The 26,152-nt window shown below is 73.3% G+C and carries 26 protein-coding genes; 12 read left to right on the top strand and 14 right to left on the bottom strand.

The features are described from left to right. Positions 1 to 54: 54 nt before the first annotated feature. The gene (locus tag ACFWIS_RS36880; RefSeq protein WP_380461423.1) at positions 55 to 483 is read right to left on the bottom strand and encodes a nuclear transport factor 2 family protein; all 429 of its coding nucleotides are present in this window, start codon (positions 481 to 483) and stop codon (positions 55 to 57) included. Between the two features lie 212 nt (positions 484 to 695). Between ACFWIS_RS36880 and ACFWIS_RS36875 the strand changes: the two genes are divergently transcribed. The 4 genes from ACFWIS_RS36875 to ACFWIS_RS36860 are packed head-to-tail and all read left to right on the top strand — an operon-like array spanning position 696 to position 4,182. Continuing rightward, positions 696 to 1,481 carry an SDR family NAD(P)-dependent oxidoreductase gene (locus tag ACFWIS_RS36875; protein ID WP_380461422.1) on the top strand — a complete coding sequence of 262 codons (786 nt, stop codon included), beginning with the start codon at positions 696 to 698 and terminating at the stop codon, positions 1,479 to 1,481. Continuing rightward, on the top strand, positions 1,481 to 2,218 hold the full coding sequence (locus ACFWIS_RS36870) for an SDR family NAD(P)-dependent oxidoreductase (RefSeq protein ID WP_380461421.1): 738 nt from the start codon (positions 1,481 to 1,483) through the stop codon (positions 2,216 to 2,218). Before ACFWIS_RS36875 ends, ACFWIS_RS36870 begins: the two co-directional genes overlap by 1 nt. Positions 2,219 to 2,276: 58 nt before the next feature. Then, complete coding sequence (locus ACFWIS_RS36865) at positions 2,277 to 3,311, top strand: LLM class flavin-dependent oxidoreductase (protein WP_380461420.1); 1,035 nt, start codon at positions 2,277 to 2,279, stop codon at positions 3,309 to 3,311. 46 nt (positions 3,312 to 3,357) lie between these two features. Continuing rightward, positions 3,358 to 4,182, top strand: coding sequence for a DUF6081 family protein (locus tag ACFWIS_RS36860; protein WP_380461419.1), 825 nt, complete (start codon positions 3,358 to 3,360; stop codon positions 4,180 to 4,182). A 126-nt stretch (positions 4,183 to 4,308) separates the two neighbouring features. Here the strand turns inward: ACFWIS_RS36860 and ACFWIS_RS36855 are convergent, their stop codons facing one another. Next, positions 4,309 to 5,442 carry an acyl-CoA dehydrogenase family protein gene (locus ACFWIS_RS36855; protein WP_380461418.1) on the bottom strand — a complete coding sequence of 378 codons (1,134 nt, stop codon included), beginning with the start codon at positions 5,440 to 5,442 and terminating at the stop codon, positions 4,309 to 4,311. A gap of 1 nt (position 5,443) precedes the next feature. Then, on the bottom strand, positions 5,444 to 5,860 hold the full coding sequence (locus tag ACFWIS_RS36850) for a DoxX family protein (RefSeq protein WP_380461417.1): 417 nt from the start codon (positions 5,858 to 5,860) through the stop codon (positions 5,444 to 5,446). 353 nt (positions 5,861 to 6,213) lie between these two features. Between ACFWIS_RS36850 and ACFWIS_RS36845 the strand changes: the two genes are divergently transcribed. Together ACFWIS_RS36845 and ACFWIS_RS36840 are read left to right on the top strand one after the other, a co-directional pair. Continuing rightward, on the top strand, positions 6,214 to 7,089 hold the full coding sequence (locus ACFWIS_RS36845; RefSeq protein WP_380461416.1) for an NmrA/HSCARG family protein: 876 nt from the start codon (positions 6,214 to 6,216) through the stop codon (positions 7,087 to 7,089). 12 nt (positions 7,090 to 7,101) lie between these two features. Then, positions 7,102 to 8,292 carry an acyltransferase family protein gene (locus ACFWIS_RS36840; RefSeq protein WP_380461415.1) on the top strand — a complete coding sequence of 397 codons (1,191 nt, stop codon included), beginning with the start codon at positions 7,102 to 7,104 and terminating at the stop codon, positions 8,290 to 8,292. Between the two features lie 26 nt (positions 8,293 to 8,318). Here the strand turns inward: ACFWIS_RS36840 and ACFWIS_RS36835 are convergent, their stop codons facing one another. Further along, entirely contained in the window at positions 8,319 to 9,800 is a 1,482-nt protein-coding gene (locus ACFWIS_RS36835; protein ID WP_380461414.1) for an MDR family MFS transporter, read from the bottom strand. Positions 9,801 to 9,910: 110 nt separating this feature from the next. Between ACFWIS_RS36835 and ACFWIS_RS36830 the strand changes: the two genes are divergently transcribed. After that, positions 9,911 to 10,657, top strand: a complete 747-nt coding sequence (locus ACFWIS_RS36830) for a TetR family transcriptional regulator (RefSeq protein WP_380461413.1) — start codon at positions 9,911 to 9,913, stop codon at positions 10,655 to 10,657. Next, positions 10,657 to 11,091, top strand: a complete 435-nt coding sequence (locus ACFWIS_RS36825) for a PPOX class F420-dependent oxidoreductase (RefSeq protein WP_380461412.1) — start codon at positions 10,657 to 10,659, stop codon at positions 11,089 to 11,091. Before ACFWIS_RS36830 ends, ACFWIS_RS36825 begins: the two co-directional genes overlap by 1 nt. Before the next feature lie 73 nt (positions 11,092 to 11,164). Here ACFWIS_RS36825 and ACFWIS_RS36820 read toward each other — a convergent pair whose 3' ends face one another. Then, positions 11,165 to 12,109: a TIGR03619 family F420-dependent LLM class oxidoreductase gene (locus ACFWIS_RS36820; RefSeq protein ID WP_380461411.1), complete on the bottom strand. Its 945-nt coding sequence runs from the start codon at positions 12,107 to 12,109 to the stop codon at positions 11,165 to 11,167. Positions 12,110 to 12,320: 211 nt separating this feature from the next. Between ACFWIS_RS36820 and ACFWIS_RS36815 the strand changes: the two genes are divergently transcribed. Both ACFWIS_RS36815 and ACFWIS_RS36810 read left to right on the top strand, forming a co-directional pair. Then, complete coding sequence (locus ACFWIS_RS36815) at positions 12,321 to 13,160, top strand: SAM-dependent methyltransferase (RefSeq protein WP_380461410.1); 840 nt, start codon at positions 12,321 to 12,323, stop codon at positions 13,158 to 13,160. Between the two features lie 27 nt (positions 13,161 to 13,187). Further along, the gene (locus ACFWIS_RS36810) at positions 13,188 to 13,709 is read left to right on the top strand and encodes a hypothetical protein (protein WP_380461409.1); all 522 of its coding nucleotides are present in this window, start codon (positions 13,188 to 13,190) and stop codon (positions 13,707 to 13,709) included. Positions 13,710 to 13,826: 117 nt separating this feature from the next. Here the strand turns inward: ACFWIS_RS36810 and ACFWIS_RS36805 are convergent, their stop codons facing one another. The 4 genes from ACFWIS_RS36805 to ACFWIS_RS36790 all read right to left on the bottom strand — a co-directional run bounded on the left by ACFWIS_RS36805 (position 13,827) and on the right by ACFWIS_RS36790 (position 17,647). Further along, positions 13,827 to 14,774 (bottom strand): aromatase/cyclase, encoded by a 948-nt coding sequence (locus ACFWIS_RS36805; RefSeq protein WP_380461408.1) that lies wholly within the window; start codon positions 14,772 to 14,774, stop codon positions 13,827 to 13,829. Continuing rightward, positions 14,771 to 15,028: an acyl carrier protein gene (locus tag ACFWIS_RS36800; RefSeq protein ID WP_380461407.1), complete on the bottom strand. Its 258-nt coding sequence runs from the start codon at positions 15,026 to 15,028 to the stop codon at positions 14,771 to 14,773. The genes ACFWIS_RS36805 and ACFWIS_RS36800 overlap by 4 nt, the downstream gene beginning before the upstream one ends. A gap of 100 nt (positions 15,029 to 15,128) precedes the next feature. Beyond that, positions 15,129 to 16,382 (bottom strand): ketosynthase chain-length factor, encoded by a 1,254-nt coding sequence (locus ACFWIS_RS36795; RefSeq protein WP_380461406.1) that lies wholly within the window; start codon positions 16,380 to 16,382, stop codon positions 15,129 to 15,131. Beyond that, a complete protein-coding gene (locus tag ACFWIS_RS36790) occupies positions 16,379 to 17,647 on the bottom strand; it encodes a beta-ketoacyl-[acyl-carrier-protein] synthase family protein (protein WP_380461405.1) in 1,269 nt (422 codons plus the stop codon). Before ACFWIS_RS36790 ends, ACFWIS_RS36795 begins: the two co-directional genes overlap by 4 nt. Positions 17,648 to 17,963: 316 nt before the next feature. Here ACFWIS_RS36790 and ACFWIS_RS36785 point away from each other — a divergent pair, with 316 nt between their 5' ends. Both ACFWIS_RS36785 and ACFWIS_RS36780 read left to right on the top strand, forming a co-directional pair. Further along, positions 17,964 to 19,319 (top strand): condensation domain-containing protein, encoded by a 1,356-nt coding sequence (locus tag ACFWIS_RS36785; protein WP_380461404.1) that lies wholly within the window; start codon positions 17,964 to 17,966, stop codon positions 19,317 to 19,319. 277 nt (positions 19,320 to 19,596) lie between these two features. Then, positions 19,597 to 20,397 (top strand): aminoglycoside N(3)-acetyltransferase, encoded by an 801-nt coding sequence (locus tag ACFWIS_RS36780; RefSeq protein ID WP_380461403.1) that lies wholly within the window; start codon positions 19,597 to 19,599, stop codon positions 20,395 to 20,397. A gap of 90 nt (positions 20,398 to 20,487) precedes the next feature. Here the strand turns inward: ACFWIS_RS36780 and ACFWIS_RS36775 are convergent, their stop codons facing one another. The 5 genes from ACFWIS_RS36775 to ACFWIS_RS36755 form a co-directional block, all read right to left on the bottom strand. After that, on the bottom strand, positions 20,488 to 22,014 hold the full coding sequence (locus ACFWIS_RS36775) for a M1 family metallopeptidase (RefSeq protein ID WP_380461402.1): 1,527 nt from the start codon (positions 22,012 to 22,014) through the stop codon (positions 20,488 to 20,490). A gap of 170 nt (positions 22,015 to 22,184) precedes the next feature. Continuing rightward, positions 22,185 to 23,057, bottom strand: a complete 873-nt coding sequence (locus ACFWIS_RS36770; protein ID WP_380461401.1) for a sulfurtransferase — start codon at positions 23,055 to 23,057, stop codon at positions 22,185 to 22,187. A 131-nt stretch (positions 23,058 to 23,188) separates the two neighbouring features. Then, a complete protein-coding gene (locus ACFWIS_RS36765; protein ID WP_380461400.1) occupies positions 23,189 to 23,515 on the bottom strand; it encodes a hypothetical protein in 327 nt (108 codons plus the stop codon). 191 nt (positions 23,516 to 23,706) lie between these two features. Beyond that, complete coding sequence (locus ACFWIS_RS36760) at positions 23,707 to 24,444, bottom strand: polysaccharide deacetylase family protein (protein WP_380524235.1); 738 nt, start codon at positions 24,442 to 24,444, stop codon at positions 23,707 to 23,709. A 613-nt stretch (positions 24,445 to 25,057) separates the two neighbouring features. Continuing rightward, the gene (locus ACFWIS_RS36755) at positions 25,058 to 25,927 is read right to left on the bottom strand and encodes an Fpg/Nei family DNA glycosylase (RefSeq protein ID WP_380461398.1); all 870 of its coding nucleotides are present in this window, start codon (positions 25,925 to 25,927) and stop codon (positions 25,058 to 25,060) included. Between the last annotated feature and the right edge of the window lie 225 nt (positions 25,928 to 26,152).

The raw sequence follows: 26,152 nt of genomic DNA, 5'->3' as shown, positions 1-26,152 counted from the left end.
GTCCGGTGGGGCGGAGTGCTGTCGGGCGGAGTCGTCCGCGCGCGGCGCCCCGGCTCAGCCCAGCTGGTCGTGGGTGACCAGCCGCGAGCGCAGCAGGATGCCGTCCTCGCGCACCTCCAGCACGTCGTGCACCACGCAGCTCGGCGCGATCACCGGCGCACCGCCGGGCCGGACGGTCACCACCAGCGCGTACACCGTCGAGCGGACCGAGCCGTCCGGCTGCGCCGTCAGCGCGATGTGGTTGAACCAGTGCCGGCGCTGCACCGGGTCGTCGGCGAACCGCTCGTGGAAGCGCACCAGTTCGGCGACGATCCCGGCCCGGCCGACGGCGGGCTCGGCCTGCGGCGAGTGCTGGAAGGTGCCGTCCTCGGTGAAGGTGGCGGCGTAGTCCTCGAACCGGCCGCCGTCCAGCGCCTGCATCTGGTGCGCGTAGAAGTGCTGGACCCGCGAGTGGAGTTCGGTCTGTACGGGGGCGACGGTCATCGGCGGTCCTTCCGAGCAGAGGGGTGGGGTTGCCCGCCCACCGTGCCCTGCCCGCCTCGAAGGGAGCTTGAGAACCCGGGCCGGGCTGCTCCAGCCGCCTTCCAGCCCGCCTCTAGCGCCGGCCGGAACGCTCGCTGCCGCACGCACCCAGCGCCGATCGGCACAAGACGGCCGATCGCACCCGACCGCCGATCGCACCCAGTGGAGGCAGCATGACGAACGCAACACGGCCGGTGGCCCTGGTCACCGGTGCGACCAGCGGAATCGGCCTGGAGGTCGCGACCCGGCTCGCCCGGCTCGGCGCGAGCGTCTTCATCTGCGCCCGCCGGGAGGAGGAACTCCTGTCCACCGTCAAGGAGTTGCGCGAGCAGGGGCTCGACGTCGACGGCACCGCCTGCGACGTCGCCCGGCCCGAGCAGATCCACGCCTACGTCCGGGCCGCTGTCGAGCGTTTCGGCCCGGTCGACATCCTGGTCAACAACGCCGGCCGCAGCGGGGGCGGCGCCACCGCCGAACTCCCGGACGAGCTGTGGATCGACGTGATCAACACCAACCTCAACAGCGTCTTCATGATGACCAAGACCGTCCTCAACGCCGGCGGCATGCTGGCCAAGGAGCGCGGCCGGATCATCAACATCGCCTCCACCGGCGGGAAGCAGGGCGTGGTGCACGCCGCCCCGTACTCGGCCTCCAAGCACGGCGTGGTGGGCTTCACCAAGGCCCTCGGGCTGGAGCTGGCCCGCACCGGGATCACCGTGAACGCGGTCTGCCCCGGCTTCGTGGAGACGCCGATGGCCGAGCGGGTGCGCGAGCACTACGGCGCCATCTGGCAGGTCGGCCCGCAGGAGGTGCACGACCGGATCACCACCCGGGTGCCGCTCGGCCGCTACGTGGAGGTCCGCGAGGTGGCCGCGATGGTCGAGTACCTGGTGAGCGACGACGCGGCCGCCGTGACCGCCCAGGCGCTCAACGTCTGCGGCGGACTGGGGAACTACTGATGGCCGCCGCCCGGGTCGCCCTGGTCACCGGCTCCTCGTCCGGTATCGGCGCCGCCGTGGCCCAGCGGCTGGCCGCCGCCGGGTACCGCGTGGTGGTCAACTCGGCCCGCTCGGTGGAGACGGGCGAGAAGATCGCCGCCGGACTGCCGGACGCGCACTACGTCAAGGCCGACATCTCGGTCGAGGCCGAGGCCCAGCGGCTCGTCGCGGAGGCGGTGGCACACTACGGCCGGCTGGACCTGCTGGTGAACAACGCCGGGTTCACCCGGCCCGTCCCGCACGCCGACCTGGCCGGCGCCGACCCCGAACTGTGGCGCACCGTCCTGGGGTTGAACGTCATCGGCACCTGGCAGACCACGGTCGCCGCGATGCCCCACCTGACCGCGACCGGCAGCGGCGCGGTGGTCAACATCTCCTCGGTGGCCGGCAGCCGCCCGGCCGGCAGCTCGATCCCGTACGCGGTCAGCAAGGCCGCGATCGAGCACATGACCCGGCTGCTGGCGAACACCGTCGGCCCGGCGGTGCGGGTCAACGCGGTGGCACCCGGGCTGATCGAGACGCCGTGGACCGCCGGAAAGGACTTCTTCGCGCCGATCGCGGCGAAGGTCCGGGAGAGCACCCCGCTGCGCCGCACCGGCCTGCCCGAGGACGTCGCCGAGGCCGTGCTGGGCCTGGCCGGGGCCGCGTACACCACCGGCCAGGTGCTGCTGGTCGACGGCGGCGCCCACCTTATCTGAGGAGTGACAAGCGAGAAGCAGGGACCGAGGAGCGAGGAGCGAGGAGCGAGGAGCAACCGTGCGACTGGCAGCGAACCTGGTCTACCAAGGGGCAGCCGAACTGGCCGTCCATGCCGAGGAGTTGGGCTATGCCTCGGTGCTCGCCCCGGAGGGCTACCGGTCCGACGCGCCCAGCGTGCTCGGCCTGGTGGCCGGCCGGACCGAACGGGTCGGGCTGATCTCCGGGGTGATGCAGATCCCGGCCCGCCCACCGGGCCTGGCCGCCCTCACCGCCGCGACCCTGGACGCGCTCAGCGGGGGCCGGTTCCGGCTCGGGCTCGGCGTGTCCAACCCCGACGTCTCCGAGGGCTGGTACGGGGTGGCCTTCGACCACCCACTGGAACGCACCCGCGAGTACGTGGAGATCGTCCGCCGGGCACTCGCCGGCGACCCGGTCACCCACCGGGGCAAGCACTTCCAGTTGCCCCCCGCCGGGCGCGACGGCGCCCCGCTGCACCTGCTCACCCAGCCGCTGCGGCCCCGGCTGCCGGTCTACCTGGCCGCCGTCGGCCCGCGCAACCTGCGGCTCGCCGGGGAGATCGCGGACGGCTGGATCGGGGTGTTCACCTCACCGGAGGCGGTCGCCAAGGCCGTCGCCGAGCTGCGCACCGGCCGCGAGCGCGCCGGAGCCGACCTGACCGGCTTCGACGTGCTGCCCAGCCTGCCCACCTCGGTCGCGGCGGACCTCCCGACCGCCGCCGACGCCCTGCGCGACCAGTACGTCTACCTGCTCGGCATCGGCGACCCGGCCCACAACTTCTACCTCGGACTGGCCCGCGAGATGGGCTACGAGCGCGAAGTCGGGCTGTTCCAGGAGCGGTTGGCGGCCGGGGACCGCGCGGGAGCTGGCGCCGCCCTCCCACTGGACTTCATCGACCGCACCTCGCTCTGCGGCCCGGTACCCCGGCTCGCCGACCGGCTGCAGGCCTACGCGGAGGCCGGCGTCACCACCCTCGGGGTGATGGTGTCGGCCGCCGCCACCACCCTCGACGGGCGGCTGCGGATCCTGCGGGCCGTCGCCGAGGCACTGGACCGCTCCGGGGTCGGCGAGTGACCGGCCCACCACCCGACCCCCGCCCACCGAGACAGGGAGCACCGCGGTGACGAACACCCGGGACACCTCCGGCGAGGTCCTGCTCGCCGACGACTTCCGCTCGCCCCGGCCCGCCCCCGACGGCCTGCCGTCCGGGTGGCGGGCCCGCCCCGCCGCCGGCCTGCCCGCCGGGGACGGCCGCGCCCGGCTCACCGCCGGCGGGCTGGTCGTCGAACCCACCGGCACCGACCCGGTCACCGGACTGCCCGCCTTCGCCCACCCGGCGGAGCGCGGGCCGTCCGGCCCGGCCGAACACCTGCGCTGGGCGGCCTTCGCCGAACACACCGACGGCACCGACGCCACCGGGGCGCCCGGCTTCGACCTGCGCCACGGCGAGGCGCTGACCGCCTGGCTGGACCTCTCCGCCGAGGTGTACGGCGGCGCCCCCGGCAGCTCGGCCAACATGATCTGCGTGGACTTCGCCTCCGGCCTGGTCCTGGACTTCCTGCTCACCAACGACCGGGTGCTGGTGCTCTACGAGCGGCTCCCGCGCCCCGGCACCGGCTCCTTCACGTACGAACTCCCGGTGGCCGCCCGGGTCCCGGGCCGCTTCCACCGCTGCACGGTGACGGTCGACGCCGGGCGCGGCTCGGCGCACTGGTGGCTGGACGGCACCGAGGTCTTCACCGTGCCGGACCTCGGGCACCCACTGCCCGCCCCGGCCCGTCCGGTCCGGGGCACGGACGGGCCGCTGGAGAGTCTGCGGCCCGCCCGACTCGCCCTCGGCGTCGGGATGTTCGCCGACCGGCCGACCGGCGGCATGCGGCTGACCGTGCAGCGCGCCCGGGTCCACCGCCGGGCGGCCCCCGGCCCCGGCGCCCAGGCCGCCTGAAGCACCGCTCCGCGCCACACACCGCTCCGCGCCACGCACCGGTCTGCGGACCACGCGCCGGGGCCGGGGGAACCGCCGTTCCCCCGGCCCCGGCCGTTCCGGTTGCCGCTCCAGGTCCAGTCCGCGCTACCGCTCGGCGAGCGCCCGCTGGGCGTACGCCCCCGCGGCCGGTTCGAACCGCAGCACCAGGTGCCCCACCGCGACGTTGACGTCCCGCCAGGCGCGGGCGAACGGGCTGCTCTCGACCTGCCCCGAGGTGCCGGCCGCCCGGAACAGCCGGTCGGCGGCGGCCAGCAGCAGTTCCGCGGCGATCGCGCAGTCCCGCCCGCCGCGGACCGCGTGCAGCGCGCTCACCGGCCCCTCGTCGGCGACCCGCGCGACGCGCTCCAGCAGCAGTTGCGCCGCGTCGATCTCGGCCGCCGCCCGGGCCAGCACCTGGTGGCGGGCCGCGTTGTCGGCGAGCGACGGGTCCCCGCCGCCGGTGCCGGCGATCTTCGGCGCGGCCCAGTCGGCCCAGCCGGCGAGCAGCGCACGGGCCGCACCGAGCACCGGGGCCGCGAAGGACAGCCCGTTGACGGCCTTGAGCGGCACCCGGGTGCAGCCGTCGACGGCCTCGGGGCACTCGCCGTCGAGCACCGCCGCACGGGTGCAGACCCGCTGGTCCGGCACGAACACGTCCTCCACCGTCAGGGTGTTGCTGCCGGTGCCCCGCATGCCGACGGTGAACCAGGTGTCCTGCACGCGGAAGTCGCCCCGCCGCACCGCGAAGTAGCGGGCCACCCGGCCGTCGTCCTCCCCCGGGGTCTGGCCACAGACCAGCGCCCAGTCGGCGAACTCGACGGCGCTCACGAAGGACCACGTACCGGTCAACCGCCAGCCGCCGGGCGCCCGTTCGGCCCGGCCCAGCGGCATCAGCGCGCCCACCAGCATGGTGTCCGGGCCGTCCGCCCAGATCTCCCGCTGCCCGGCGAGCGGCAGGTGCGCGGCCATCCGGGGCACGGTGGCGGTGAGCGCCGCGACCCAGGCGGCCGAGGTGCAGCCCTCCCCCACGGTCGCCACCGCCGCCAGCAGGTCGGCGAAGCCGCCTGCGTCGCCGCCCCAGCGCTCGGGCACGAAGTGCCGGGCGAAGCCGGCCGCGACCACGCCGTGCACCACATCGGGGTGGAGCCGACGCTGCTGATCCGCGTCGGCCGCGTGCTTGGCGGCGACCGGTACGAGGTCCGACGCGCCGTAGGGCAGCGGCAGTCGGTTGTCGGCCATGTCAGGCTCCTTCCGGGGTCGCGGGCACGGCCGGGTGGGTCGACCGGGAGTCCACGGCCGCGATCACCAGCCCGCCCACCAGGCTGACGTTCTTGAGGAACTCGTTGCGCTGGGCCCGCCGCCGCGCCGGGTCCGGCTGGCGCCAGAACCCGTGCACGGCGACCGTGGTCGGCACCAGACAGGCGACCAGCAGGGCGCCGCCGGCCACCGGCGCGAGCCCGGTGCCCAGCGCCACCCCGCCCGCGATCATGCCCGCGGCGGTCGCCCGGGTCGCGGCCTCGGGGTACGGCACCCCGCGCTGCCGGGCGAGTTCGGGCAGCGGACCGGGCGCGCGGAGCACGCCGTAGCCGCCGACGATGAAGCTGGTCGCCAGCAACGGCCGGGACAGTCGGCTGATCAGCCGGGGTAGGTGTGCCATGGGTCGCCCTTCTCGCACTCGTCGGTCCTGCTCGTCACGTCACGGCTCTCGTGATCACAAGTCGCGGATCACACGTCGCAGATCGCGCGTCGTGGATCACACGTCGTGGATCACACGTCGTCGCCCGTGGATCGCCGCACTGTGTGCGCGTCAGGCTCCGCCGAACGTCTCGAACCGCACTGGAGGGAGGCTGGACACCGCGCCCGCCTGCCGCCCCCCGCGCTGGTGGGCCGGGCCCTGGCGGCCCCGACGGATTCGAGCCGGATTCGAGCCGTCCCCACCACGCTGGGCCCAGCCGCGGGGCACGCCCGTGCCGTCCGCGGCCGTCACGACGGGCTAGCGAAGGAGTGGACGTGGCAACGGACGACAAGTGGGTTCTGGTGCTGGGCGCGACCGGCCGCCAGGGTGGCAGCGCCGCCCGGCACCTGCTCGACCGGGGCTGGGGGGTGCACGTGCTCGTCCGGGACCCGGAGAAGCCCGCCGCCCGGGAGCTCGCGGCCAAGGGAGCCGTGCTGGTGCGCGGCGAGTTCGACGACCGGGCAGCGGTCCGGGCGGCGCTGAAGGGCGCGCACGGCCTGTTCACCGTCTTCACCCCGACCCACGGCAACGGCCTGGACGGCGAGGAGCGGCACGCGGCGCTGTTCGCCGAGGAGGCCACCCGGGCGGGCATCGCCCACCTGGTGCACAGCTCGGTCGGCGGGGTGGAGAAGCCCGGCGGGGTCGGCTGGCGGGAGACCAAGCTCCGCGCGGAGCAGTCGATCCGCGCGGCGGAGGTGCCGACGACCTTCCTGCGGCCGGTCTACTTCATGGAGAACTTCCTGGACCTGCCACCGGAGCCGGAGCCGGACGGCACCCTGGTGTTCCGCCGCGGGCTCTACCCGGAGACCAAGCTCCAGGTGCTGGCCTCCCAGGACATCGGCTACTTCGTGGCCGACGCCTTCGAGAACCCGGCGGCCTTCACCGGCCGGAACGTGGAGATCGCCGGCGAGGCCCTGACCGGCCCGGAGATCGCGGCCGCCTTCGCCGCGCACACCGGCCGGCCGGCCCGCTACGAGGCCATCCCGCTGGAGGAGTTGGCCAAGAAGGACGTCTGGATGGCGAAGACCTTCGAGTGGTTCAACGAGATCGGCTACAAGGCGGACATCCCCGCGCTGCGCGCCGCCCACCCCGGTCTGCTGACCTTCGCCGAACTCCTGCGCCGCAGCGGCTGGGCGCCGCAGGCCGGCTAGGCCGGCACCGGGATGAGCGCCCTGACACCCGGCGCCGCGACGACGGCGCCCCGACGTCCGAACCTGCCGACCCTCACCGGCATGCGGTTCCTCGCCTCCGGGATGGTCTTCTTCTCGCACGCCTTCTTCCGCTTCCTGCCGAGCAGTTGGACCTCCGGCACCGGCGCGGGCTTCTGGTGGAGCGCCGCCGGGTCGACGGGCGTGTCGTTCTTCTTCGTCCTCAGCGGCTTCGTGCTCACCTGGTCGGCCCGGCCGGGTGAGCCGGCCCGGGCCTTCTGGCGTCGGCGGCTGTGCAAGATCTACCCCAACCACCTGGTGACCGCGCTGGCGGCGGTGGCCCTGATGCTGGTCTGCGGGGAGGCATTCACCGCGGGGCAGTTGGTGCCGAACCTGCTACTGGTGCAGTCCTGGATCCCGCGCTTCGACGTGCTCACCGGGATCAACCAGGTGAGCTGGTCGCTGTGCTGCGAGGCACTGTTCTACCTGCTGTTCCCGCTGCTGCTGCCGCTGGTCGGCCGGATCCGGGCCGGGCGGCTGTGGTGGTGGGCGGGCGGTGCGGCACTGGCGGTGTTCTGCGTGCCGGCCGTCTCGGCGCTGCTGCTCTCGGGCGGCCCGCACATCTCGCCGCGGATGGACTACTCCGTCACCCAGCTGTGGTTCGTCTACTTCTTCCCGGTGATGCGGGCCTTCGAGTTCGTCCTGGGGATGCTGCTGGCCCGGATCGTGCTGGCCGGGGGGTGGCCGCGGATCGGCCTGCTGCCCGCCGGGCTGCTGTTCCTGGCCGGGTACGCCGGGGCGCTGTACGCCCCCGGGCAGTTCGGCACGGCCGCGCTGACGATCGTGCCGCTGGCGCTGCTCATCCCGGCCGGCGCGGTCGCCGACCTGGAGGGCCGGCGCTCGTTCCTGAGCGGCCGGGTGGCGGTGTGGCTGGGCGAGGTGTCCTTCGCGCTCTACATGGTCCACCAACTGGTGATCACGTACGGTGCCAAGGCGCTCGGGATCGGGATGAGGATGTCGGCGCTGGAGGCGACGGCGCTGAGCCTGCCGTTCCTCGCGGCCAGTCTGCTGGCCGCCTGGCTGCTGTACACGCTGGTCGAGCAGCCGATGATGCGCCGCTGGTCCCGGGCCCGGAGGCCCGGGACCGCGGCCCCCCGTCCGGCGCGCCAGGAGAAGGCGGGGGCCCCGTCCCCTGAGCGCGCCTAGGGTCCGGACAGACCCTGACGGTGGTCTCAGGCCGGCTCGCCCTCGTCCACGAGTTGTGGGGCGGAGGGTTCGCCGGGCGGCCGGTCCTGCTGGTGGCGGCGTTCGACGGCCGCCATCAGCAGGGTCGGCAGCACGGCCAGCACCGCGGCGCCGAAGACCCACCAGAAGGTGTCGCCGAAGGCACTCGCCTGCGCGGCCGGCTCGGTCCGGCCGGCGAGGTGTTGCTGGAGCACCACCACGAAGACGGCGGTGCCGACCGAGCCGCCGACCCGCTGCGCCACGTTGAGCTGCGGGGTCGCGTCGTTGATCTTGGCCGGGTCGATGGCCCGGAAGGCCGCCGTCATCGCGGGCATCACGGACAGTCCGATGCCGAGGCCGCGGACCACCATCGCCACGCCGAGCACCCAGTACGAGGTGCCGTCGGAGATCAGGACGAAGGGCAGGGTGGCGACCACGCTGACCGCAGCGCCGATCACGCAGGTGACGCTGCCGATCTTCTCGAACAGCCGGCTGGACATGCCCATCGCGACCGCCGCGCCGAGGCCCTGCGGGGCGAGCAGCAGCCCGGTGTGCGAGGCGTCCTCGTGCTTGACCACCTGGTAGAAGAGCGGCATCAGGATCATGCCGCCGTAAGTGGCCGCGCCGAACACGAAGGTGACGAAGGACGCCGAGCTGAACAGTTGGCTGCGGTAGAGCCTCATGTCCAGCAGCGGGTGCGGCACCCGGAGCGAGCGCAGCACGAACGCGCCGGTGAGCGCCAGCCCGACCAGCAGCGGGACCAGCACCTTGGCCGAGGTCAGGCCCGCGCTGCCGGCTTCGGAGAGGCCGTAGGTGATGCCGACCATGCCGAGGCCGACCAGGAGGAGTCCGGGCAGGTCGAGCGGTCCGGCCTCCTCCCCGGCCGGGTCCGGCGGGAGCAGCCGGGCGGCCAGGAAGAGGCCGATCGCCCCGAGCGGCGCGTTGATCAGGAAGATCCACTGCCAGCCCGCGTGGTCGACCAGCAGGCCGCCGATGGTGGGCCCGACGACCGGGGTCAGCACCATCGGGATGCCGACCGCGCCCATCACCCGGGCCAGCCCGGCCTGGCCGGCGGTACGCACCAGGATCATCTGCCCGGCGGGGATCATCATGCCGCCGCCGATGCCCTGGACGGCGCGGGCGGCGATCAGCGCGCCCACGTTGTCGACCAGGCCGCAGACGATCGAGGCCAGCGTGAAGAGCAGCAGTGAGGCGATGTACAGGCGCCGGGCGCCGACCCGGCGGGCGGCCCAGCCGGTGACCGGCAGGACGGCGGCCTGGGCCAGCAGGTAGGCGGTGACCACCCACTGCACGGCGTCGAGGGTGGTGTCCAGCTCGGTGGTGAGGGACTTGAGGGCGACGTTGACGATCGTGGCGTCGAGGAAGGCCAGGACGGCGCCGACCAGCACGACGACGACGACCCGCCGGGTCTCCGGCGTCAGTCCCGGATTCTCCACCACGGGGGCCGAGGCGTTCTTGGATGCTTTCACAGCAGCAGTCTCAGCCAACGGTTCGCTTCTGTCAACCAACTGGATGACTAACTCGTCTACTAAGATGATGCAGTCACACATAGGGGTGATGCCCGGTGTAGACTGCCGCCATGAGCGAGTCATCGACCGAGGTGGAGAGCAAGCGGCGGCATCCCCGACGGTCCCCCACCCCCGAAGAGCGGCAGCGGGACGCCGACCGCTCCCGGCAGGCCCTGTTGAGCGCCGCGCTCGACGAGTTCGCCACGAAGGGCTTCGCCGGCGCCCGCGTCCAGGACATCGCGACCAACGCGGGCGTCAACAAGCAGCTGATCAACTACTACTTCGGAGGGAAGGAGGGGCTCTACCGCGAACTCCAGCGCAGCTGGAGCGAGAGCGAGGCGGTCTTCGCCGACCCGGACCTGCCGCTGGAGGAGGTCGCCGCCCGCTACCTCAGGGCAGGGCTCGCCGACCCGCGACCGGCCCGGCTGATGGTCTGGCGCGGTCTGACCGGCGACGGCTCGGTCGCCGACGAGGCCGACGACGACACCACCCTCGCCCAGGACCTCGCCAATCTGCGCCAGGCCCAGGCCCGCGGCGAGATCGCCGCCGACCTCGACCCCGGGTTCGTCCGGCTCGCCGTGATGGGCATGATCCTGGCCCCCGTGATGCTCCCGCAGACCGCCCGGGAGGCCAGCGGCCTGACCCCGGACGACCCGGAGTTCGAGCACTACTACGGCGAGCAGCTGCGCCGACTGATCCGCCACCTCGGCGACCCGGCCCGGCCCGGCCAGCCCGAGAGCGCCCCAGACCCGGGCCCCGCCCCCGCAACCGAGGCCCCCGAAACCGCCACCCCCGCAACCGACGATCGGACGCCGTGATGACGAGCAATCCGTTCAGCGAGACCGAACTGCGCTACCTGGCCTCCCAGGGGCACGGCCGACTGGCCACCGTCGGCCCCGCCGGCGAGCCGCAGAACCGGCCGGTCGCCTTCACCGTCGACCCGGCCACCGGCGCCATCGACATCGGCGGCCCGAAGCTCGCCGCCAGCCGCAAGTTCCGCAACGTGGCGGCCAACCCGCTGGTCTCCTTCGTCGTGGACGACTACGCGCCCGAGGGCAGCACCCGCTCGCCCTTCCGCGGCCGGGGCATCGAAATCCGCGGCCGCGCCGAGGCCCGTCACGACGAGACGCCGCCGAACCCGTACTTCAGCGGCGAGCTGATCCGCATCCACCCCGTCCGGGTGATCGCCTGGAACCTCGACCCGGATGCCCCGGGGGTCGACGCCCGCGACGTGCCGCCGGCCCCCCGGTAGCACGCACCGGGGGGCCGACCGAGGCATCAGGGCCAGGCATCAGGGCCGGGTGTCAGCGCCGGGTGTCAGCGCCTCACCAGGTCTCGCGGGTCAGCTCCGCAAACCGGGCCAGCCGGGCGATCTCCGCCTGGACGCCGCCCGCGCCACGGCGGTTGGACAGCGTGACGTGGCTGGCCCCGGCCTCCCGCCAGTCGGCCAGGCGCGGGGCCCACTCCTGCTCGGGGACGAGCTGGAGCGGGATCCGCGCCTCGATCCCGAAGGCGTCCGCGTCCCGGCCGTGCCCGGCGACCAGCTCACGCAGCCGCTGCACGACCTTCACCGCGGCACCGGTGTCCCGCATCAGCGGGCCGAACATCCGGAACCCGTCCGCCAGTCGGGCCATCCGGTCCAGCACCGCCGGCTGGGGCACCCCGCCGTCGGCGAAGGAGCCGCCGCCCATCCACAGCGGCAGCGGCCGCTGCGGCCGGGGGTTGAGCGCTACCTCGCTCAACTGCACGTACTGGCCCGGATAGTCGACGAACGGTTCGTCCCAGAGCAGCCGCATCGCCTCGATCTGCTCCTCGATCAGCCGGCCGCGGACGGCCGGGTCCACGCCCAACGCCCGTACCTCGTCCCGGTTCCACCCCACGCTCACCGACAGCCGCAGTCGCCCGCCGCTCAGCAGGTCGACCTCGGCCGCCTGCTTGGCGGCGAGCGCGACCGGCCGCTGCGGGAGCAGCACCGAGGCCGTCAGCTCCACCCGGGAGGTGATCGCCGCCAGATAGGCGGCCTGGACGAAGGACTCGTGCCACGGCGCGCACGGCGAGATCTCCGAGGGCCAGTCGTCCGTCCGGGCCGAGACCACGTGCTCGCCGAAGCCGAGGTGGTCGTACCCGAGGCCTTCGAACGCCTGGACGTAGTCCCGGAGTTCCACCGGATCGTCGAAGTACGGCAGGTCCCCGCCGACCCGCAAGCGCCGCTCCGTACCCGGACTGCGGACGACGGCCGACCGCACCTTCTGCTGCTGGACACCGGTCACCGACAACGACCTCCTTCTGCGGAGCCTGGTCACGACGTGCGCGGCCAAGCTTCCCGTGGAATCACTTGACGAACACTCAAGTCTTGCTGGAGCCAAGGTACTTCGCCGCAATACTCGCCCGGACCGCCGGATGCGGTCCAGCGGAAGTCGAGCGGCACCTGGGACAAACGGGCCAGCGGCACCGAGCCGCGCGCGAGAGAGGAACCACAGGATGACCGAGCTCGATCCGACCCCGGCGGACACCGGCCGGCCCCGGCTGCCGCAGAGCGTGGGCCTGACCGCCCTCGGTGTGGCGGTGGCCCGCGCCCAGGAGAGCCTCCGCGAGGACCGGCTCTTCGACGACCCCCACGCCCGGGCCTTCGTGGACGCCGCCGGCGCCGAGGCGGTCAGCAGCATGCGCACCTTCGGCAGCTACATCGCCCTGCGCACCGCGCTGTTCGACGACTACCTGCTGGCCGCGACCCGGTCCGGCCTCCGCCAGGTGGTGCTGCTCGCGGCCGGCCTGGACACCCGGGCGCTGCGGCTGGACTGGCCTGCCGGAACCACCGTCTTCGAACTCGACCTCCCCGAGGTGCTGGAGTTCAAGGAGGCGGTGCTCGGCCCGGCCGGCGGCACCCGCACCGTCGTCCCGGCCGACCTGCGCGAGGACTGGGCGCCCGCCCTCACCGCCGCCGGGTTCCACCCCGGGGCCCCGACCGCCTGGCTCGCCGAGGGCCTGCTGCCCTACCTGACCTCCGCCGACAACGACCTGCTGGTCCAGAGGGTCGGCGCCCTCTCGGCCCCCGCCAGCCGGCTGGCCGTCGAACACGTCAACCCCACCACCACCTACAAGGGCGACGTCAGCGGCTTCCGGAAGATGCAGTCCTCGATCGGCGCCCAGTGGCGCTCCACCCAGCCCGACCCGCCGGGCTGGCTGGCCGGCCACGGCTGGCGCGCGCTGGACGCGCCGACCATGGACGAGCTGCACCTGCGCTACGGGCGGGGCGCCGAGCTCAGCGAGCAAACCGGCACGGGCGCCGGCGGGCTGGTCATATCCGAGCGGGGGGCCTGAGCCGTGGCGGCCACCGTGACGTCCCCGGTGACGCTCTCCCTGACCTGCCAGGTCTACACCGAACCGGCCGAGGACACCCACACCATCCCGTACACCCTCGGCTTCGACGTCACCGCCCCCGCGGTGGTCCCGGCCGGTGCGCCCTTCGAGGTCGTCGTCCGACCCCGACCGCTGCTGTTCAACCCCAAGTTCAGCAGTCGCGTGTGGGACCTGCGCATCGCCTTCCGTCGGCCGGCCGGCGCCGCGGACGCCCGGCACCGGCTGCTCGCCGACACCGGGACCGTCCCGGCCGAGGCCCTGGCCGACGCCGGGTCGCCGACCCTGTGCGCCGCCGGGCCGATCGTCCCGGGCGAGCGCTTCATCCTCCCCGGACTGGCCTGGACGGCCACCGCCGGCCCCGGCGGCGCGATCGAGTTCGCCCTCGGCGGCACCGGCTTCGACGCGCCCGGCTGGAGCTACCGCTGGGAGCAGGCCGCCAAGGGCTGGAGCGGCGTCGTCACCGGCCACCCCGACCACTCGGCCGTGCTCGCCCGGGTCCTGGTCGACTGACCGCCGGCATCGACCGGGCGCCGACATCGGCCGGCCACCGGCCGGGCGGACACGACGGAACGGGAGGGCGGATGACCGCCCTCCCGTTCCGCGTCCCCCGGTCCCGGCCACCGGAGCTCAGGACCGCGCCACCCGCCGGGTCGCGTACGACAGCGTGGTGATGCTGTTGCGCCCGAGCGCCTCCCGGACGTACGCCCGAGCGTCGGCCACCGTCCGGCCGGCCCCGAGCACCCGCTCCACCGCGCCGGGGTCCACCGCCACCGTGTGCCGCGCGGTGGCCACCGGCCCGTCCGGCCCGGTGCCGAAGGTCCACAGCCCGCTGTGCCCGAACAGCAGCTCCGGAGGCAGCAGTTGCTTGTAGGCGATCCACTCCGGCTCCCGGCACACCCGCACCGAGCGGGTGGTGTGCGCCGAGCCGTCCGCGGTCACCGTGTCCATCTCCAGCTCCTGGACACCCGGCTCCGGTTCGTCCAGCACCACCCGCGCGACGTGCGGCAGCCGCTCGGCCCACCGGTCGGCCCGGTCCACGAAGCGGTAGGCCGCCTCCGCCCCGCCGTCCAGCGGCAGGGTGTCCACGAAGGAGAACACCAGGTCCCGCAGCGGGTGCCCGGTCTCGGTGATCCGGGCCAGCGCCGCCAGCTCCTCGGGGCTGTTGCGGTCCAGCGCCGCGGTGATCCAGGCGATCGTCTCCGCGTCGTCGTCGACGGCGGAGAAGTGGTGCCGCAGCACCACCTCGGTCCGGCCCCCGCCGAGATCCCGGAACAGCCACTCGCCGCCCATCGAGGCGATCGGCGCCCGGCTGCGCTCCTGCTCGAAGGTGATCGAGCGGCGCTCCGGGTCGAGCGTGCGCCGCGAGACCCAGCTGCTCACCGCGCCGTTGACCAGCGCCCACAGCTCGAAGCGCTCGAAGCCCGGCCCCCGCTCCAGGTGATGTACATGGACGCTCGGCCCGAACACCGCGGGCCACAGCGTGACGTCCGCGGCCAGGTCGTAGAGCGTCTCGGGCCCCGCGTGGACGACCCGGGTGTGCTCGGTGCGCAGCAGCCGCCGCTGCGCGCCGCTCACCGGACGGCCGACGGAGCCGTGTGCGCCAGCGCGATCAGGTCCCGCGGGGTGCCGACGTCGCCGATCCGGTCCTCCGGCAGCTCGATGCCGTACTCGCGCTCGATCCGGGCCGCGCTCTCCATCAGCGCGAGCGAGTCGTAGCCGAGGTCCGCGAAGGAGGTGTCGAGGATGTCGCCGCTGAGGTCGATGCCGTCCTGCGCGCCCGCGCAGGCGACCAGGATCCGGCGGATGTCGTCGATGTCCAGCTCTGCCATGGTGCTCTCCTCTGTCGTCATCGTCGTGCGGTCGTGCGGTCGTGCGGTCGTGCGTGCGTCGTGCGTGCGTGCGTCGTGCGTGCGTCGCGCGGAGTTCCGCTCAGGGCGCCGCGGCCGTCGCCACCACCGCGGAGTTGAAACCCCAGCGCCCGCGCGCCAGGACCAGCGCGGCCCGGACCTCCGCCGAGCGCGGCTCGCCGGTGACCAGGTCGAGGCCGTACTCCTCGGGCACCCGGCCGGTGTTGGCGGTCGCCGGGATCACCCGGTCGCGGATCGACAGGAGCGCGGTGACCAGGTCGGCCGGCCCGCCGCCGGCGGCCATCCGCCCGGTGAGCGCCTTGGGCGCCGTCACCGGCACGCCGCGCGGGCCGAACAGTCCGCTGATCGCCTCCGCCTCGGCCCGGTCCAGCTCCGGCACCCCGGCCGCGTCCGCGAACACCACGTCGACGTCGGCGGGCGTCAGTCCGGCGTCGGCCAGGGCGAGTTCGGCGGCCCGGCGCAGTCCCGGCGGGCGGCCGGTGCCGGGCCGGGGGTCGAAGGTGGAGGCGTAGCCGGCGATCTGCCCGTAGACCTGCCGCGCGCCGCGCCGCCGGGCGGAGCCGGCGTCCTCGACCACCAGCAGCGCGCCGCCCTCGCCGGGCACGTGCCCGCTCGCGGCGGCGTCGAAGGGCAGGTAGGCGGCGTCCGGGTGCTCCACCGTAGTGACCCGGCCGGTGGCGAACTGGGAGAGCCAGCCCCATGGGTCGAAGGCGGAGTCCACGCCCCCGCTGAGCACCAGCGGAGTGCCCCGGCGCACCGTGCGACGGGCGTGGCCGACCGCGTCCAGTCCACCCGCCTGCTCGGCGACCAGCGCGGCGCTCGGGCCGCGCATGGCGTGCCGGATCGAGATCTGCCCGGTGTTGACGGCGTAGAACCAGGCGAAGGACTCGTAGACGCTGACGAACTGCGGCCCCTGGTGCCAGAGTTTGCGGAACTCCCGGTGGGTGAACTCGAACCCGCCCTGCCCGGTGGAGGTCACCACGCCCATGTCGTAGTCGGCCAGGCTGCCCGGCGCGATCCCGGCATCGGCCAGCGCCCAGTCGGCGGCCACCAGCGCGTACCGGGTCGACACGTCGGTCTGCGGCAGCAGTCGGCTGGGCAGGTGCTCCTCGGCCGCGAAGTCCAGGATCTGCCCGGCCAGCCGGGCCGGGTAGCCGGAGACGTCGAACCGGGTCAGCTCACCGATGCCGCTGCGGCCGGTCAGCACGGACTTCCAGTACGCCTCCGTGCCCAGGCCGTTGGGCGCCACCACCGACATCCCGGTGACCACCGCCGGGGCGCTCTTCTCGATGCTCCGCCCGCCGCCCCCGCTCATCGGCCCACCCGCTCCGGCCGGTGCAGCACCATGGCGCTCTGGAAGCCGCCGAACCCGCTACCCACCGACAGCACCGTGTCCACCCGCTGGGAGCGGGCTGTCAGCGGCACGTAGTCCAGGTCGCACTCGGGGTCCGCGGTGTGCAGGTTGGCCGTCGGCGGGACGACGTTGTGCTCCATGGCCAGGGCGCTGGCCGCGATCTCGATCGAGCCGATCGCGCCCAGCGAGTGGCCGATCATCGACTTGATCGAGCTGACCGGCACCTCGTAGGCGTGCGCCCCCAGGCTGCGCTTGATCGCGGCGGTCTCGTGGCGGTCGTTCTGCTTGGTGCCGGAGCCGTGGGCGTTGACGTAGTCGACGGCGGTCGGGTCCAGCCGGCTCTCGTCCAGGGCGACCCGGACGGCCTCGGCCATCTCCCGGCCGTCCGTCTTGAGGCCGGTCATGTGGTACGCGTTGCAGCGGGTCGCGAAGCCGCCGATCTCGGCGTAGACGTGGGCGCCGCGCTTGCGGGCGGCCTCGTACTCCTCCAGCACGAACATCGCGGCGCCCTCGGCCAGTACGAAGCCGTTGCGCGAGCCGTCGAACGGCCGGGAGGCATGCGCGGGGTCGTCGTTGCGGGGGGTGGTGGCCTTGATCGCATCGAAGCTGGCGACCACGATCGGGGAGATCGGGGTGTCGGCCGCCCCCGCGACGACGGTGTCCACGGTGCCCTCGCGGATCAGCTGGACGCCGTAGCCGACCGCGTCCAGGCCCGAGGTGCAGCCGTCGGAGGTCATCACCACCGGGCCCTCCGCGCCGGCCACCCAGGCGACCTCGGCGGGCATCACGCCGGGGCTGAGGTAGTCCGCCATGTGCGGGGACAGGTAGCCCGGGTCCATCCGCCAGTCCCGGCCCCGGTCGGACAGCACCAGGTACTCGGCCTCCAGGCTGGTCGCGGAGGCGACGGCGCTGCCCAGGCTGACCCCGATCCGGTGCGGGTCCAGTGCGTCGGTCTGCAGGCCGCTGTCGGCCAGCGCGTCCCGGGTGCAGGCGACGGCGAACTGGGTGGCCCGGTCCATCCGCCGGATCTCCCGGAGGCTGAACCCCTCGGCCTCGGCGTCGAAGTCCACCTCTCCGGCGATCTGCGAGCGGAACGGCGAGGCGTCGAAGAACGAGATGGTCCGGGTGGCGGTGCGCCCCTCGGTCAACAGGTCCCAGAACCCCTTGGTGCCGGGGCCACCGGGGGCGCGCACCCCGATTCCGGTGATCACTACACGCCGGGTCATCGCCGGCCTCCGTCCGTACGTCGCGTCACAGTCCGTTCCTTTCGCCTGCGTCCGGTGAGTCCGGTGAGGACGTCAGACCCCCGGACCGCGCTCCGAAGGCCATCAGCAGGCTGGGGCGGCGGGCTCGAGCCCGACTCGACTGCGGATAGGAGCGCGAACGAGCGGCACCCCGACGGGCCCGCCGGGACGGCCGCCGGGTACCGGTCGGCGCTCTCGACGCCCCGGCGGCGGTGCGCCACACTCTCCCCAGCAGCACCCGCGCTCCCAACGCACCGGCACCGACGCACCGACCCACCGCACATCGGAGAGCCACACGGTGACCACTCGCCAACTGCTGGAGATCGCCTTCTCGTCCGGCCGGTCCGGCTCCGGACCGGCCACCTGGGGCCAGCGGGCCATCTGGGACGCCGTCCGCCGGCTGCCCCCGGCCGACGCCCCGCGCTACAACATCGCCACCGCCGCCCCGCTGGACCCGGGCCTGCCGGTGCCCGTCCTGCTCGACGCGCTGGAGCGACTGCTGCACCTGCACGACTCGCTGCACACCCGGCTGCGCCCGACGCCCGACGGTCGACTGGATCAAGTCGTCGATCCGGAGGGGGTGTTGACCGTCGAAGTGGAGCCGGTGACGGACGGCGTCGACCCGGCCGAGACCGGCGCCCGGCTGCACCGGGAGCTGGCCGGGCGCCCCTTCGACACCGCCGCCCACTGGCCGCTCCGGGTCGGCGTGGTGACGGCCGACGGCCTGGCCCGGCACCTCAGCCTGGTGCTCTCGCACACCGCCGTCGACGGCTCGGGGATGGGCCGCCTGGTCGCCGATCTGACCGCCCTCAGCCTAGGCACCTCCCCCACCGAGCTCGCCGGGCTCCGTACCCCGGCCCAACAGCCCCTGGAGGAGTCCGGGTTCCAGACTTCCGAGCGCGGCCGGCGCCGCGACGAGGCGGCCCGCAAGCAGGTCCTGCGCAAGCTCCGGCTCGGCCCGCCGCGGCTGTTCCCGCAGCCCGCGACGGCCGGGGCGCCGCCGGCCCGCTTCCCCCACGCCGTCCTGCGCTCCCCCGCACTGCCCCGCGCGGTCGAACTGGTCGCCGCCGCGCACCGGGTGAGCACCTCCTCCGTCCTGCTGGCGGCCACCGCCGCGATGACCGCCCGGCTGTCCGGCCGCACCGAGGCGGTGCTCCACGTCGTGGTCAACAACCGCTTCCTGCCAGAGCTGACCAACGCGGTGAGCGTGGTCGCGGGCGACGGACTGTTCCATCTCCCGGACGCCACAGCCGAGTTCGGCGAGGTCGTGCGCCGCACCCACGCCGCCGCCATCGGCACCTACCGGCACGCGTACTTCGACAAGCTCACCCTGGCCGCCGAGACCGATCGGCTCGCCGCCGAGGGCGTGCCGCTCGCCGACCGCTCCTGCGTCTTCAACGACACCCGCGAGCTGCTCCCGGCCACTCCCGACCCGGGCGAGGACGGCACCACCCTCAGCTGGCCGACGGAGTTCGAGCCCCGCCCCGGCCTGACCTACGCCCTGGACGCCCTGCAGTCCCCGGAGGCCCTCAGCCTGGCCATGACCGCCGACCCGGCCGTGCTCCCACGCCCGGCGATGGAGCGCTTCCTGCGCGGCGTCGAGCAGCTGATCCTCACCGAGGCCGCCACGTCAGGCGCCGCCGTCCCCGCGTGACCACCACCGCACCTGCCCGGCCCGTACCGTCCTCGGCCGCCCCGAGGACGGTACGGGCCGGCCACCGAACAAACGGGTTGACCCGGACCCTGGCCTGGAGCCCGTGCGGCTCCTTGGGGGACTGACGCACGGCACCCCCCTCCTGACCGATTGTCAGTGCCACCCGCTAGGGTCGGGCCCGAACAATCGCACCACACCGGTACGAACCGGCATCAGCACGCCCAGCCAGACCCAGCGCACCCAGAACCGCCCAGCACCAACACCACCAGGGGGGACCATGACCACTCCGGGCACCAGCCCGCTCACCACCGCCGACCTCGTGGACGGCTGGCACCGCGTCGGCGTCCGCCCCGGCATGGCGCTGATCGTGCACTCCTCGCTGTCCAGCCTCGGCCGGGTCGAGGGCGGGGCCGCTGCCGTGGTGGCCAGTCTGCGCGAGGCCGTCGGGCCGGGCGGCACGGTGGCAGTGCCCGCCTTCACCGGTTCCACGGTCTGCGACCCGGCGCCGGACCACGCCGGCCTGCCCACCCCCGAGGTCGCCGAACTCCGCTCCCGGGTCCCGCTGTTCCACCCCGAGCTGCCGTCCCCGATGGGCGCGGTGGCCGAGACGCTGCGCGCCCTGCCGGAGAGCCTGCGCAGCACCCATCCGCAGGCCTCGGTCGCCGCCGTCGGCGCCCACGCCCGGGAGGTGACGGCCCGCCGCTCGCTGGGTTTCGCCGTCGGCCGGGAGTCGCCCTTCGGTGCGCTGCACGACCTCGGCGGGTACGTGCTGCTGGTCGGCGTCGGCCACAACCGCAACACCTTCCTGCACTACGCGGAGACCTTCGCGCCCAACCGCCGGTTGAAGCTCCGCCGCTTCCCGATGGCCATCCAGGGCGAGCGGGTCTGGATCGAGACGCCCGACGTGGGCGACGACAACGACACCCACTTCCCGGTGGTGGGGCGGGAGTTCGAGGAGTTGGCCGGCATCCGCGAGGTGCTGGTCGGCAACGCGCCCTGCCGCCTCGTCCCGGTCCGCGAGCTCATACCCTTCGCCGTCCGCCGCCTGACCGAACTGCTCGCGGCGGACGGCTCCTGAGCGGTGTGGCCCGACCCCCGTTCGCGCTCCCGTGTCCGAGCGCGAACGGCCGACCGGGCCACGCCCGTCACCGCACCACGATCCCGGGCGTCAACGCCCCGCGTCGTGGACGGAGTTGGTCTCCTCGATCTTCTTCCACGACTTCGGCTCCACCACCGCCCGGGCGTCGTCCCGCGCCCCCGGCGCCAGCGAAGCGGCCGCCGCCGGGGTGCCCGGCGCCACCGGCCCCACCGCCGGCTTGGCAGCGGTGAACAGCCAGGTCGTGAAGAGGTCCCCGAGCTTCTGCCCGGACACCTTCTCCGCGTAGGCCTGGAACTCCGCGATGGTCGCGTTGCCGTACTTGCGCTCGGCGGGCCAGCCCTTGAGGATCCGGAAGAACTTCTCGTCCCCGACGGTGTTGCGCAGCGCCTGGATGGCCACCGCGCCCCGGTCGTACACGGCGGTGGCGAACTGGTTGTCCGGGCCCGGGTCGCCGGGCTTGACGGTCCAGAACGCGTCGTCGGCCGGGTGCGAGGCGTAGATGTAGTCGGCCAGCTCCTGCGCGGTGCCCTCGTTCTCGTGCTCGGACCAGAGCAGCTGGGCGTACCGGGCGAAGCCCTCGTTCAGCCAGATGTCGCTCCAGCGCGAGAGCGAGACGCTGTCGCCGTACCACTGGTGGGCCAACTCGTGCACGACCACCGAGGTGTTGGTGCCCTTGGCGAACTGCTTGGGGCTGTAGAAGACCCGGGTCTGGGTCTCCAGGGCGTAGCCGGTCGGGACGTTGGGCACGTAGCCGCCGACCGAGCTGAACGGGTAGTCGCCGAAGTAGCCGCTCAGCCAGTCCACCAGCTCGCCGGTGCGCTCCACACTGGCCCGGGCCGCGTCCGCGTTCTCGCCGAGGTCCTTGCTGTACGCGTTGTAGACCGGCAGCCCGCTCGTGGTGGTGTCGGTGGTGATGTCGAACTTCCCGACGGCGAGCGTGGCCAGGTACGTCGCCTGGGGCTTGTTCTCGCGCCAGCTGTAGCGGGTCCAGCCGGCCTGCGAGCTGGTGCCGGTCAGGACGCCGTTGCTGATCACCTGGTTGCCGTCCGGCACCAGCACCGAGACGTCGTAGGTGGCCTTGTCGCTCGGGTGGTCGTTGCTCGGGAACCACCACCAGGCCGCCTCGGGCTCGTCGGCCGCCACCGCGCCGTCCGGCGTGCGGTGCCAGGCGGTGAAGCCGTACTTCTTGACCTCCGACGGCACGCCCTTGTACCGGACCACCACGGTGGCCTGGCTGCCCTTGGCCAGCGGCCGGGCCGGGGTGATCTGCAGCTCCTGCTCGCCGCTGGTGGCGAAGGCCGCGGGCCGCCCGTTGACCCGCACCTCGGAGACGTTCAGCGCGAAGTCCAGGTCGAACCGGGAGAGGTCCTGGGTCGCCGTGGCCAGGATGGTGGTGGTGCCCTCCAGCTCGTCGGTCGCGGGCTGGTACTTCAGCCGGATGTCGTAGTGCGAGACGCGGTAGCCGCCGTTGCCGTAGGTCGGGTAGTAGGGGTCGCCGATCCCGGCCGCGCCGGGTTGGAAGTCGGCTGCCGAGGCGGGGACGGCCAGGAACAGGCTCAGGGCACTGGCGGCGGAGACGATCAGTCTCTTGCGCAACGTGGTCCTCCAGGATCACCGGAACGATCGGGTCGGATCGATCCTTGTCCCGGCGGCCCGCAGTCCACTCCCCAACGATGAGATGTTCATGAAAAGAAACACGCCGAAATGACAGCGCCCCACCACCGTCACGCGCCCCACCCGCCCCACCGGCGCCGCCCGACGCCGCCTCAGGTCCCGAGCACCACCGGCGCCCGCACCAGCGAGCCGTACTCCGTCCAGGAGCCGTCGTAGTTCTTCACGTGCTGGTACCCCAGCAGCTCGGTGAGCGCGAACCAGGTGTGCGCCGACCGCTCGCCGATCCGGCAGTAGGCGATCACCTCGCGCTCCGGCCCGACGCCCTTGCCCCCGTACAGCGCCCGCAGCTCCTCCGCCGACCTGAACGACCCGTCGTCGTTGGCCGCCTGCGACCAGGGCACGTTGACCGCCCCGGGGATGTGCCCGGGCACCTGGGCCTGCTCCTGCGGCAGATGGGGTGGCGCGATCAGCTCCCCCCGGAACTCCGCCGGCGAGCGCACGTCCACCAGCACCGAGTCCGCCCCGGGCTTGGCGAACACCTCCGCCTTGGCCAGCACCTCGTCCCGCAGGGCCCGCAGTTCGGGCCGCTCCGGCCCGGTCAGAACGTACGAGCTGTGCTGGTAGTCCATCACCTCGTGGGTGAGCTCCCGCCCCTCCAGCTCCCACTTCTTGCGCCCGCCGTCCAGCAGCTTCACCGGTCCGAACCCCCGCAACCGCAGCAGCCAGAACGCGTACGCGGCGAACCAGTTGTTGTTGCCGCCGTACAGCACCACCGTGGTGTCGTCCTCCACCCCGGCCGCCCGCAGCAGGTGCTGCACGGCCCCCCGGTCCGCGTAGTCCCGCCCGACCTGACTGTGCAGGTCGGCGGTCCAGTTCCAGCCGACCGCACCCGGAATGTGGCCCCGCTCGTACGCGCTGCCGTCCTCGTCGACCTCGACCACCCGAACCGTCCCGTCGTCCAGATGGCGGGCCAGCCACTCCGTGCCGACCAGCGCCTCAGGATGCGCATAACCGTTGCCGGTCATCCCGGGACCTCCTTCGCTCCGCCCAGGCTGCGGCACCCGACCACCGGACATCACGAAGCACCGGCGACCGGGCCGGACAGTTCGACGCTACGCCGACCGTCCGGCCCGGGCCACCTCGCGGAAGGCTCCGCTCAGGAGAAGACGACCGAGCGCAGCTTCAGCCGGTCGCCGAGCTTCTTCCCGGGGTTCATCACGTAGAAGACGTCACCGCTGCAGTCGAAGTCGAGGAACACCGTCGCGGTCGAGGCGGTGAAGTTCTCCGGCGCGAAGGCCGGGTCGTTCTCGGTCGCGCCGAACAGGTTGATGCACTTCCCGCTCTCCGGATCGGCCAGCCCGGCCGGAACGCCCGGGCCGACCTTGTAGAGGAAGTCACCAGTAGCGGCGTTGGCCGACATCGGAACGGCGAGGACGAGGGCGGCGGCGCTGGCGACGGCGAGCACGGCATTGCGGAGACGCATGGAAAAGCCTTTCAGGCGGTACCCAGACAGGTACCTGGTGAACTGGTGCGAGATCACCCTAAAGGCCCGAAATCCGCAGAAACGATTCTCCCAATCCACCCGTTCGAGTGGTTTAGCCACCAAAGCCGCCACCTGCGCCCATCGTCGATATCCATCGACATTTCGATATCCGATTCCCTGGCATTCATATGTCAGTTCGGCGGCGCCGTGAAGAGGTACCCCGAGTCGATCAGCACCGGCAGGTACGCCTTCAGCGCCGCCACCGTCTGCGAGCGGTCCCCGCCGCCGTCGTGGTTGAGCACGATCGACCCGGGCCGGACGTCCTTGAGGACGGTGTCGATGATCGACGACGTCCCCGGCCGGGACCAGTCCCTCGGATCCACCGACCAGGACATGTTCCGCAGCCCCAGGTCGGCGGCCACCCGCAGCGACACCGGCGAGAAGTCCCCGCCCGGTGCTCGGAACCAGGTGGGCAGCCGCCCGGTGGTCCGGTGCAGCAGGTCCGAGGTGCGCTCCAGCTCGTCCCGGACCGCACTCTCCGACATGTGCCGCAGATCCGGATGGGTCCAGGTGTGGTTGGCGATGTGGTGGCCCCGGTCCGCGATCTCCTTCACCAGGGCCGGGTGCTCGACGGCGTTCTCGCCGATCAGGAAGAAGGTCGCCCGGATCCCGTGCTGCTGGAGCAGCGCCAGCACCTGGGGCGTGTACCGGGGGTCCGGCCCGTCGTCGATGGTGAGCGCCACCACCCGCTGGGACGGGTCCAGGTCGTACACCGGCTTGCTCTCCGCCTCACTGAGCGCCTTGCGGACGGGCTGGACGGTCGGCGCGACCGAAGGACCGGCGGACGGCGGCGCCGGGGAGGGCGTCGGAGAGGACGACGTGGGGGACGCGGCCGCCGAGGGCACCGGTGCCCCGGGCGTCTCCGTCACCAGGACTTCCGTCCGCCCCTCCGGAGTAGCAGTGGCAGCCCAGGGGCTCTTGCAGGCGGCGGCGCCGCCGAGCAAGGACATCCCGGCCGCCACCATCAACAGCCTGCGCGAGGTGATCCGAGAGGTCACCGACAACTTAATCTGACGATCAGACAGCATTCTTGATGCTTGCCCCGCTGCTCACCGGCCCTCTCCCCGGGCACCCCGGACGGCCCCGATCACCACTCCGACGGCCCACGGCCACGCCACCCCCACGACCGCCACACCGTGCATCCAACGGTGTGATGATGTGCCATCAGAGGACGTGGTCATGACGGCGAGTCAGGACTTTCCCCAGCAGGGCCCACAGGACGAGGACGCCGCCGAGCCGAGCCGGTGGGAACGTTTCGGCGTCGACACCACCACTCCGCACTCCGCACGGGTCTACGACCACCGGCCGGGCGGCAAGAAGGCGGTCCCGAGCGTCAAGGAGATGGCCAGGGCCGACCGCGCCTCTCCCCGGTGCTCGCCTGGCGCCCGGACGGCGAGCACCCGGCCGACCCCAAGGCCGCCTCCTACTGGGGCGGCGTCGCCACCGAGCACTGAACCCCCGTCGCGGCCGTTGAATCCGGTCTCACTTCAACAGCCGCGACATCCGCCGGTCCGCCAACGGCTTGCCCCCGGTCTGGCATGTCGGGCAGTACTGCAACGACGAGTCCGCGAAGGACACCTCCCGCACCGTGTCCCCGCACACCGGACAGGGCAGCCCCGTCCGCCCGTGCACCCGCATCCCCAGCTTCTTCTCCGCCTTCAGCTCCCCCGCCGCCAACCCGCGCGACCGCTCCACCGCCTCCCGCAGCGTCCCCCCGAGCGCCTCGTACAGCCGCGCCGTCTCCTCCTCCGTCAAGCTCGACGCCAACTTGTACGGCGACATCCGCGCCGCGTGCAACACCTCGTCCGAATAGGCGTTGCCCACCCCCGCCAACACGCTCTGGTCCCGCAACACCCCCTTGAGCCGACGCCGCTCGCCCCGCAACAAAGCGGCGAACTCCTCCACCCCGAACCCCGGGTCCAACGGATCCGGCCCCAACCCGGCCACCCCCGGCACCTCCGCCGGATCCCTCACCACATAGACGGCGAGCCCCTTCTTCGTCCCCGCCTCGGTCAGGTCGAACCCGTCCCCGGCCTCCCCCGCCAGCCGCACCCGCACCGCCAACGGATTCCTCGCCCCCGGCCGCGGCGGCTCCACCGGCAGGACATCCCGCCACCGCAACCACCCGGCCCGCGCCAAATGAACCACGAGGTGCAGCCCACCCGCCTCCACGTCCAAGAACTTCCCCCGCCGCCCCACCGTCCCCACCACCCGCCCCTCCAGGGCCGTCACCGGCGGGTCATACGTCTTCAACGCACTGATCGCCACCGGCTGCACCCGAGCGATCTCCCGCCCGGTCAACCGCTCGGTCAGGAACGCACACAGCGCCTCCACCTCGGGCAACTCCGGCATGCGCCCAGTCTCCCCCACCCCCCACGAGCACGCAGACCAAAGCCCCCGCGCCCACCACACACCCTCACACCCCCACACCCCCCATCCGCACCCACCCCACCCGCACCCACCCCACCTCCGCCCCCCACCTCCCCCTCCCACCCGCCCCAGGCGAGAGGGACGCGCTGCGGGAGGGGGCGGTGGAGGGGGTGGGTGCGGAGAGGGGCGTGACGGGTGATTTTCAGA

This window comes from Kitasatospora sp. NPDC127060 (assembly GCF_042724935.1).
Classification (GTDB): domain Bacteria; phylum Actinomycetota; class Actinomycetes; order Streptomycetales; family Streptomycetaceae; genus Kitasatospora.
The sequence above is the reverse complement of the archived record's forward strand: the minus strand, read 5'-3'. Positions and strand labels throughout refer to the sequence as shown.

What these genes read in the sequence shown, in the direction of transcription:
- ACFWIS_RS36880 (WP_380461423.1), bottom strand. Translation starts at nt 483, where the DNA reads ATGACCGTCGCCCCCGTACAGACCGAACTCCACTCGCGGGTCCAGCAC.
- ACFWIS_RS36875 (WP_380461422.1), top strand. Translation starts at nt 696, where the DNA reads ATGACGAACGCAACACGGCCGGTGGCCCTGGTCACCGGTGCGACCAGC.
- ACFWIS_RS36870 (WP_380461421.1), top strand. Translation starts at nt 1,481, where the DNA reads ATGGCCGCCGCCCGGGTCGCCCTGGTCACCGGCTCCTCGTCCGGTATC.
- ACFWIS_RS36855 (WP_380461418.1), bottom strand. Translation starts at nt 5,442, where the DNA reads ATGGCCGACAACCGACTGCCGCTGCCCTACGGCGCGTCGGACCTCGTA.
- ACFWIS_RS36850 (WP_380461417.1), bottom strand. Translation starts at nt 5,860, where the DNA reads ATGGCACACCTACCCCGGCTGATCAGCCGACTGTCCCGGCCGTTGCTG.
- ACFWIS_RS36840 (WP_380461415.1), top strand. Translation starts at nt 7,102, where the DNA reads ATGAGCGCCCTGACACCCGGCGCCGCGACGACGGCGCCCCGACGTCCG.
- ACFWIS_RS36830 (WP_380461413.1), top strand. Translation starts at nt 9,911, where the DNA reads ATGAGCGAGTCATCGACCGAGGTGGAGAGCAAGCGGCGGCATCCCCGA.
- ACFWIS_RS36825 (WP_380461412.1), top strand. Translation starts at nt 10,657, where the DNA reads ATGACGAGCAATCCGTTCAGCGAGACCGAACTGCGCTACCTGGCCTCC.
- ACFWIS_RS36815 (WP_380461410.1), top strand. Translation starts at nt 12,321, where the DNA reads ATGACCGAGCTCGATCCGACCCCGGCGGACACCGGCCGGCCCCGGCTG.
- ACFWIS_RS36800 (WP_380461407.1), bottom strand. Translation starts at nt 15,028, where the DNA reads ATGGCAGAGCTGGACATCGACGACATCCGCCGGATCCTGGTCGCCTGC.
- ACFWIS_RS36795 (WP_380461406.1), bottom strand. Translation starts at nt 16,382, where the DNA reads ATGAGCGGGGGCGGCGGGCGGAGCATCGAGAAGAGCGCCCCGGCGGTG.
- ACFWIS_RS36790 (WP_380461405.1), bottom strand. Translation starts at nt 17,647, where the DNA reads ATGACCCGGCGTGTAGTGATCACCGGAATCGGGGTGCGCGCCCCCGGT.
- ACFWIS_RS36780 (WP_380461403.1), top strand. Translation starts at nt 19,597, where the DNA reads ATGACCACTCCGGGCACCAGCCCGCTCACCACCGCCGACCTCGTGGAC.
- ACFWIS_RS36770 (WP_380461401.1), bottom strand. Translation starts at nt 23,057, where the DNA reads ATGACCGGCAACGGTTATGCGCATCCTGAGGCGCTGGTCGGCACGGAG.
- ACFWIS_RS36765 (WP_380461400.1), bottom strand. Translation starts at nt 23,515, where the DNA reads ATGCGTCTCCGCAATGCCGTGCTCGCCGTCGCCAGCGCCGCCGCCCTC.
- ACFWIS_RS36755 (WP_380461398.1), bottom strand. Translation starts at nt 25,927, where the DNA reads ATGCCGGAGTTGCCCGAGGTGGAGGCGCTGTGTGCGTTCCTGACCGAG.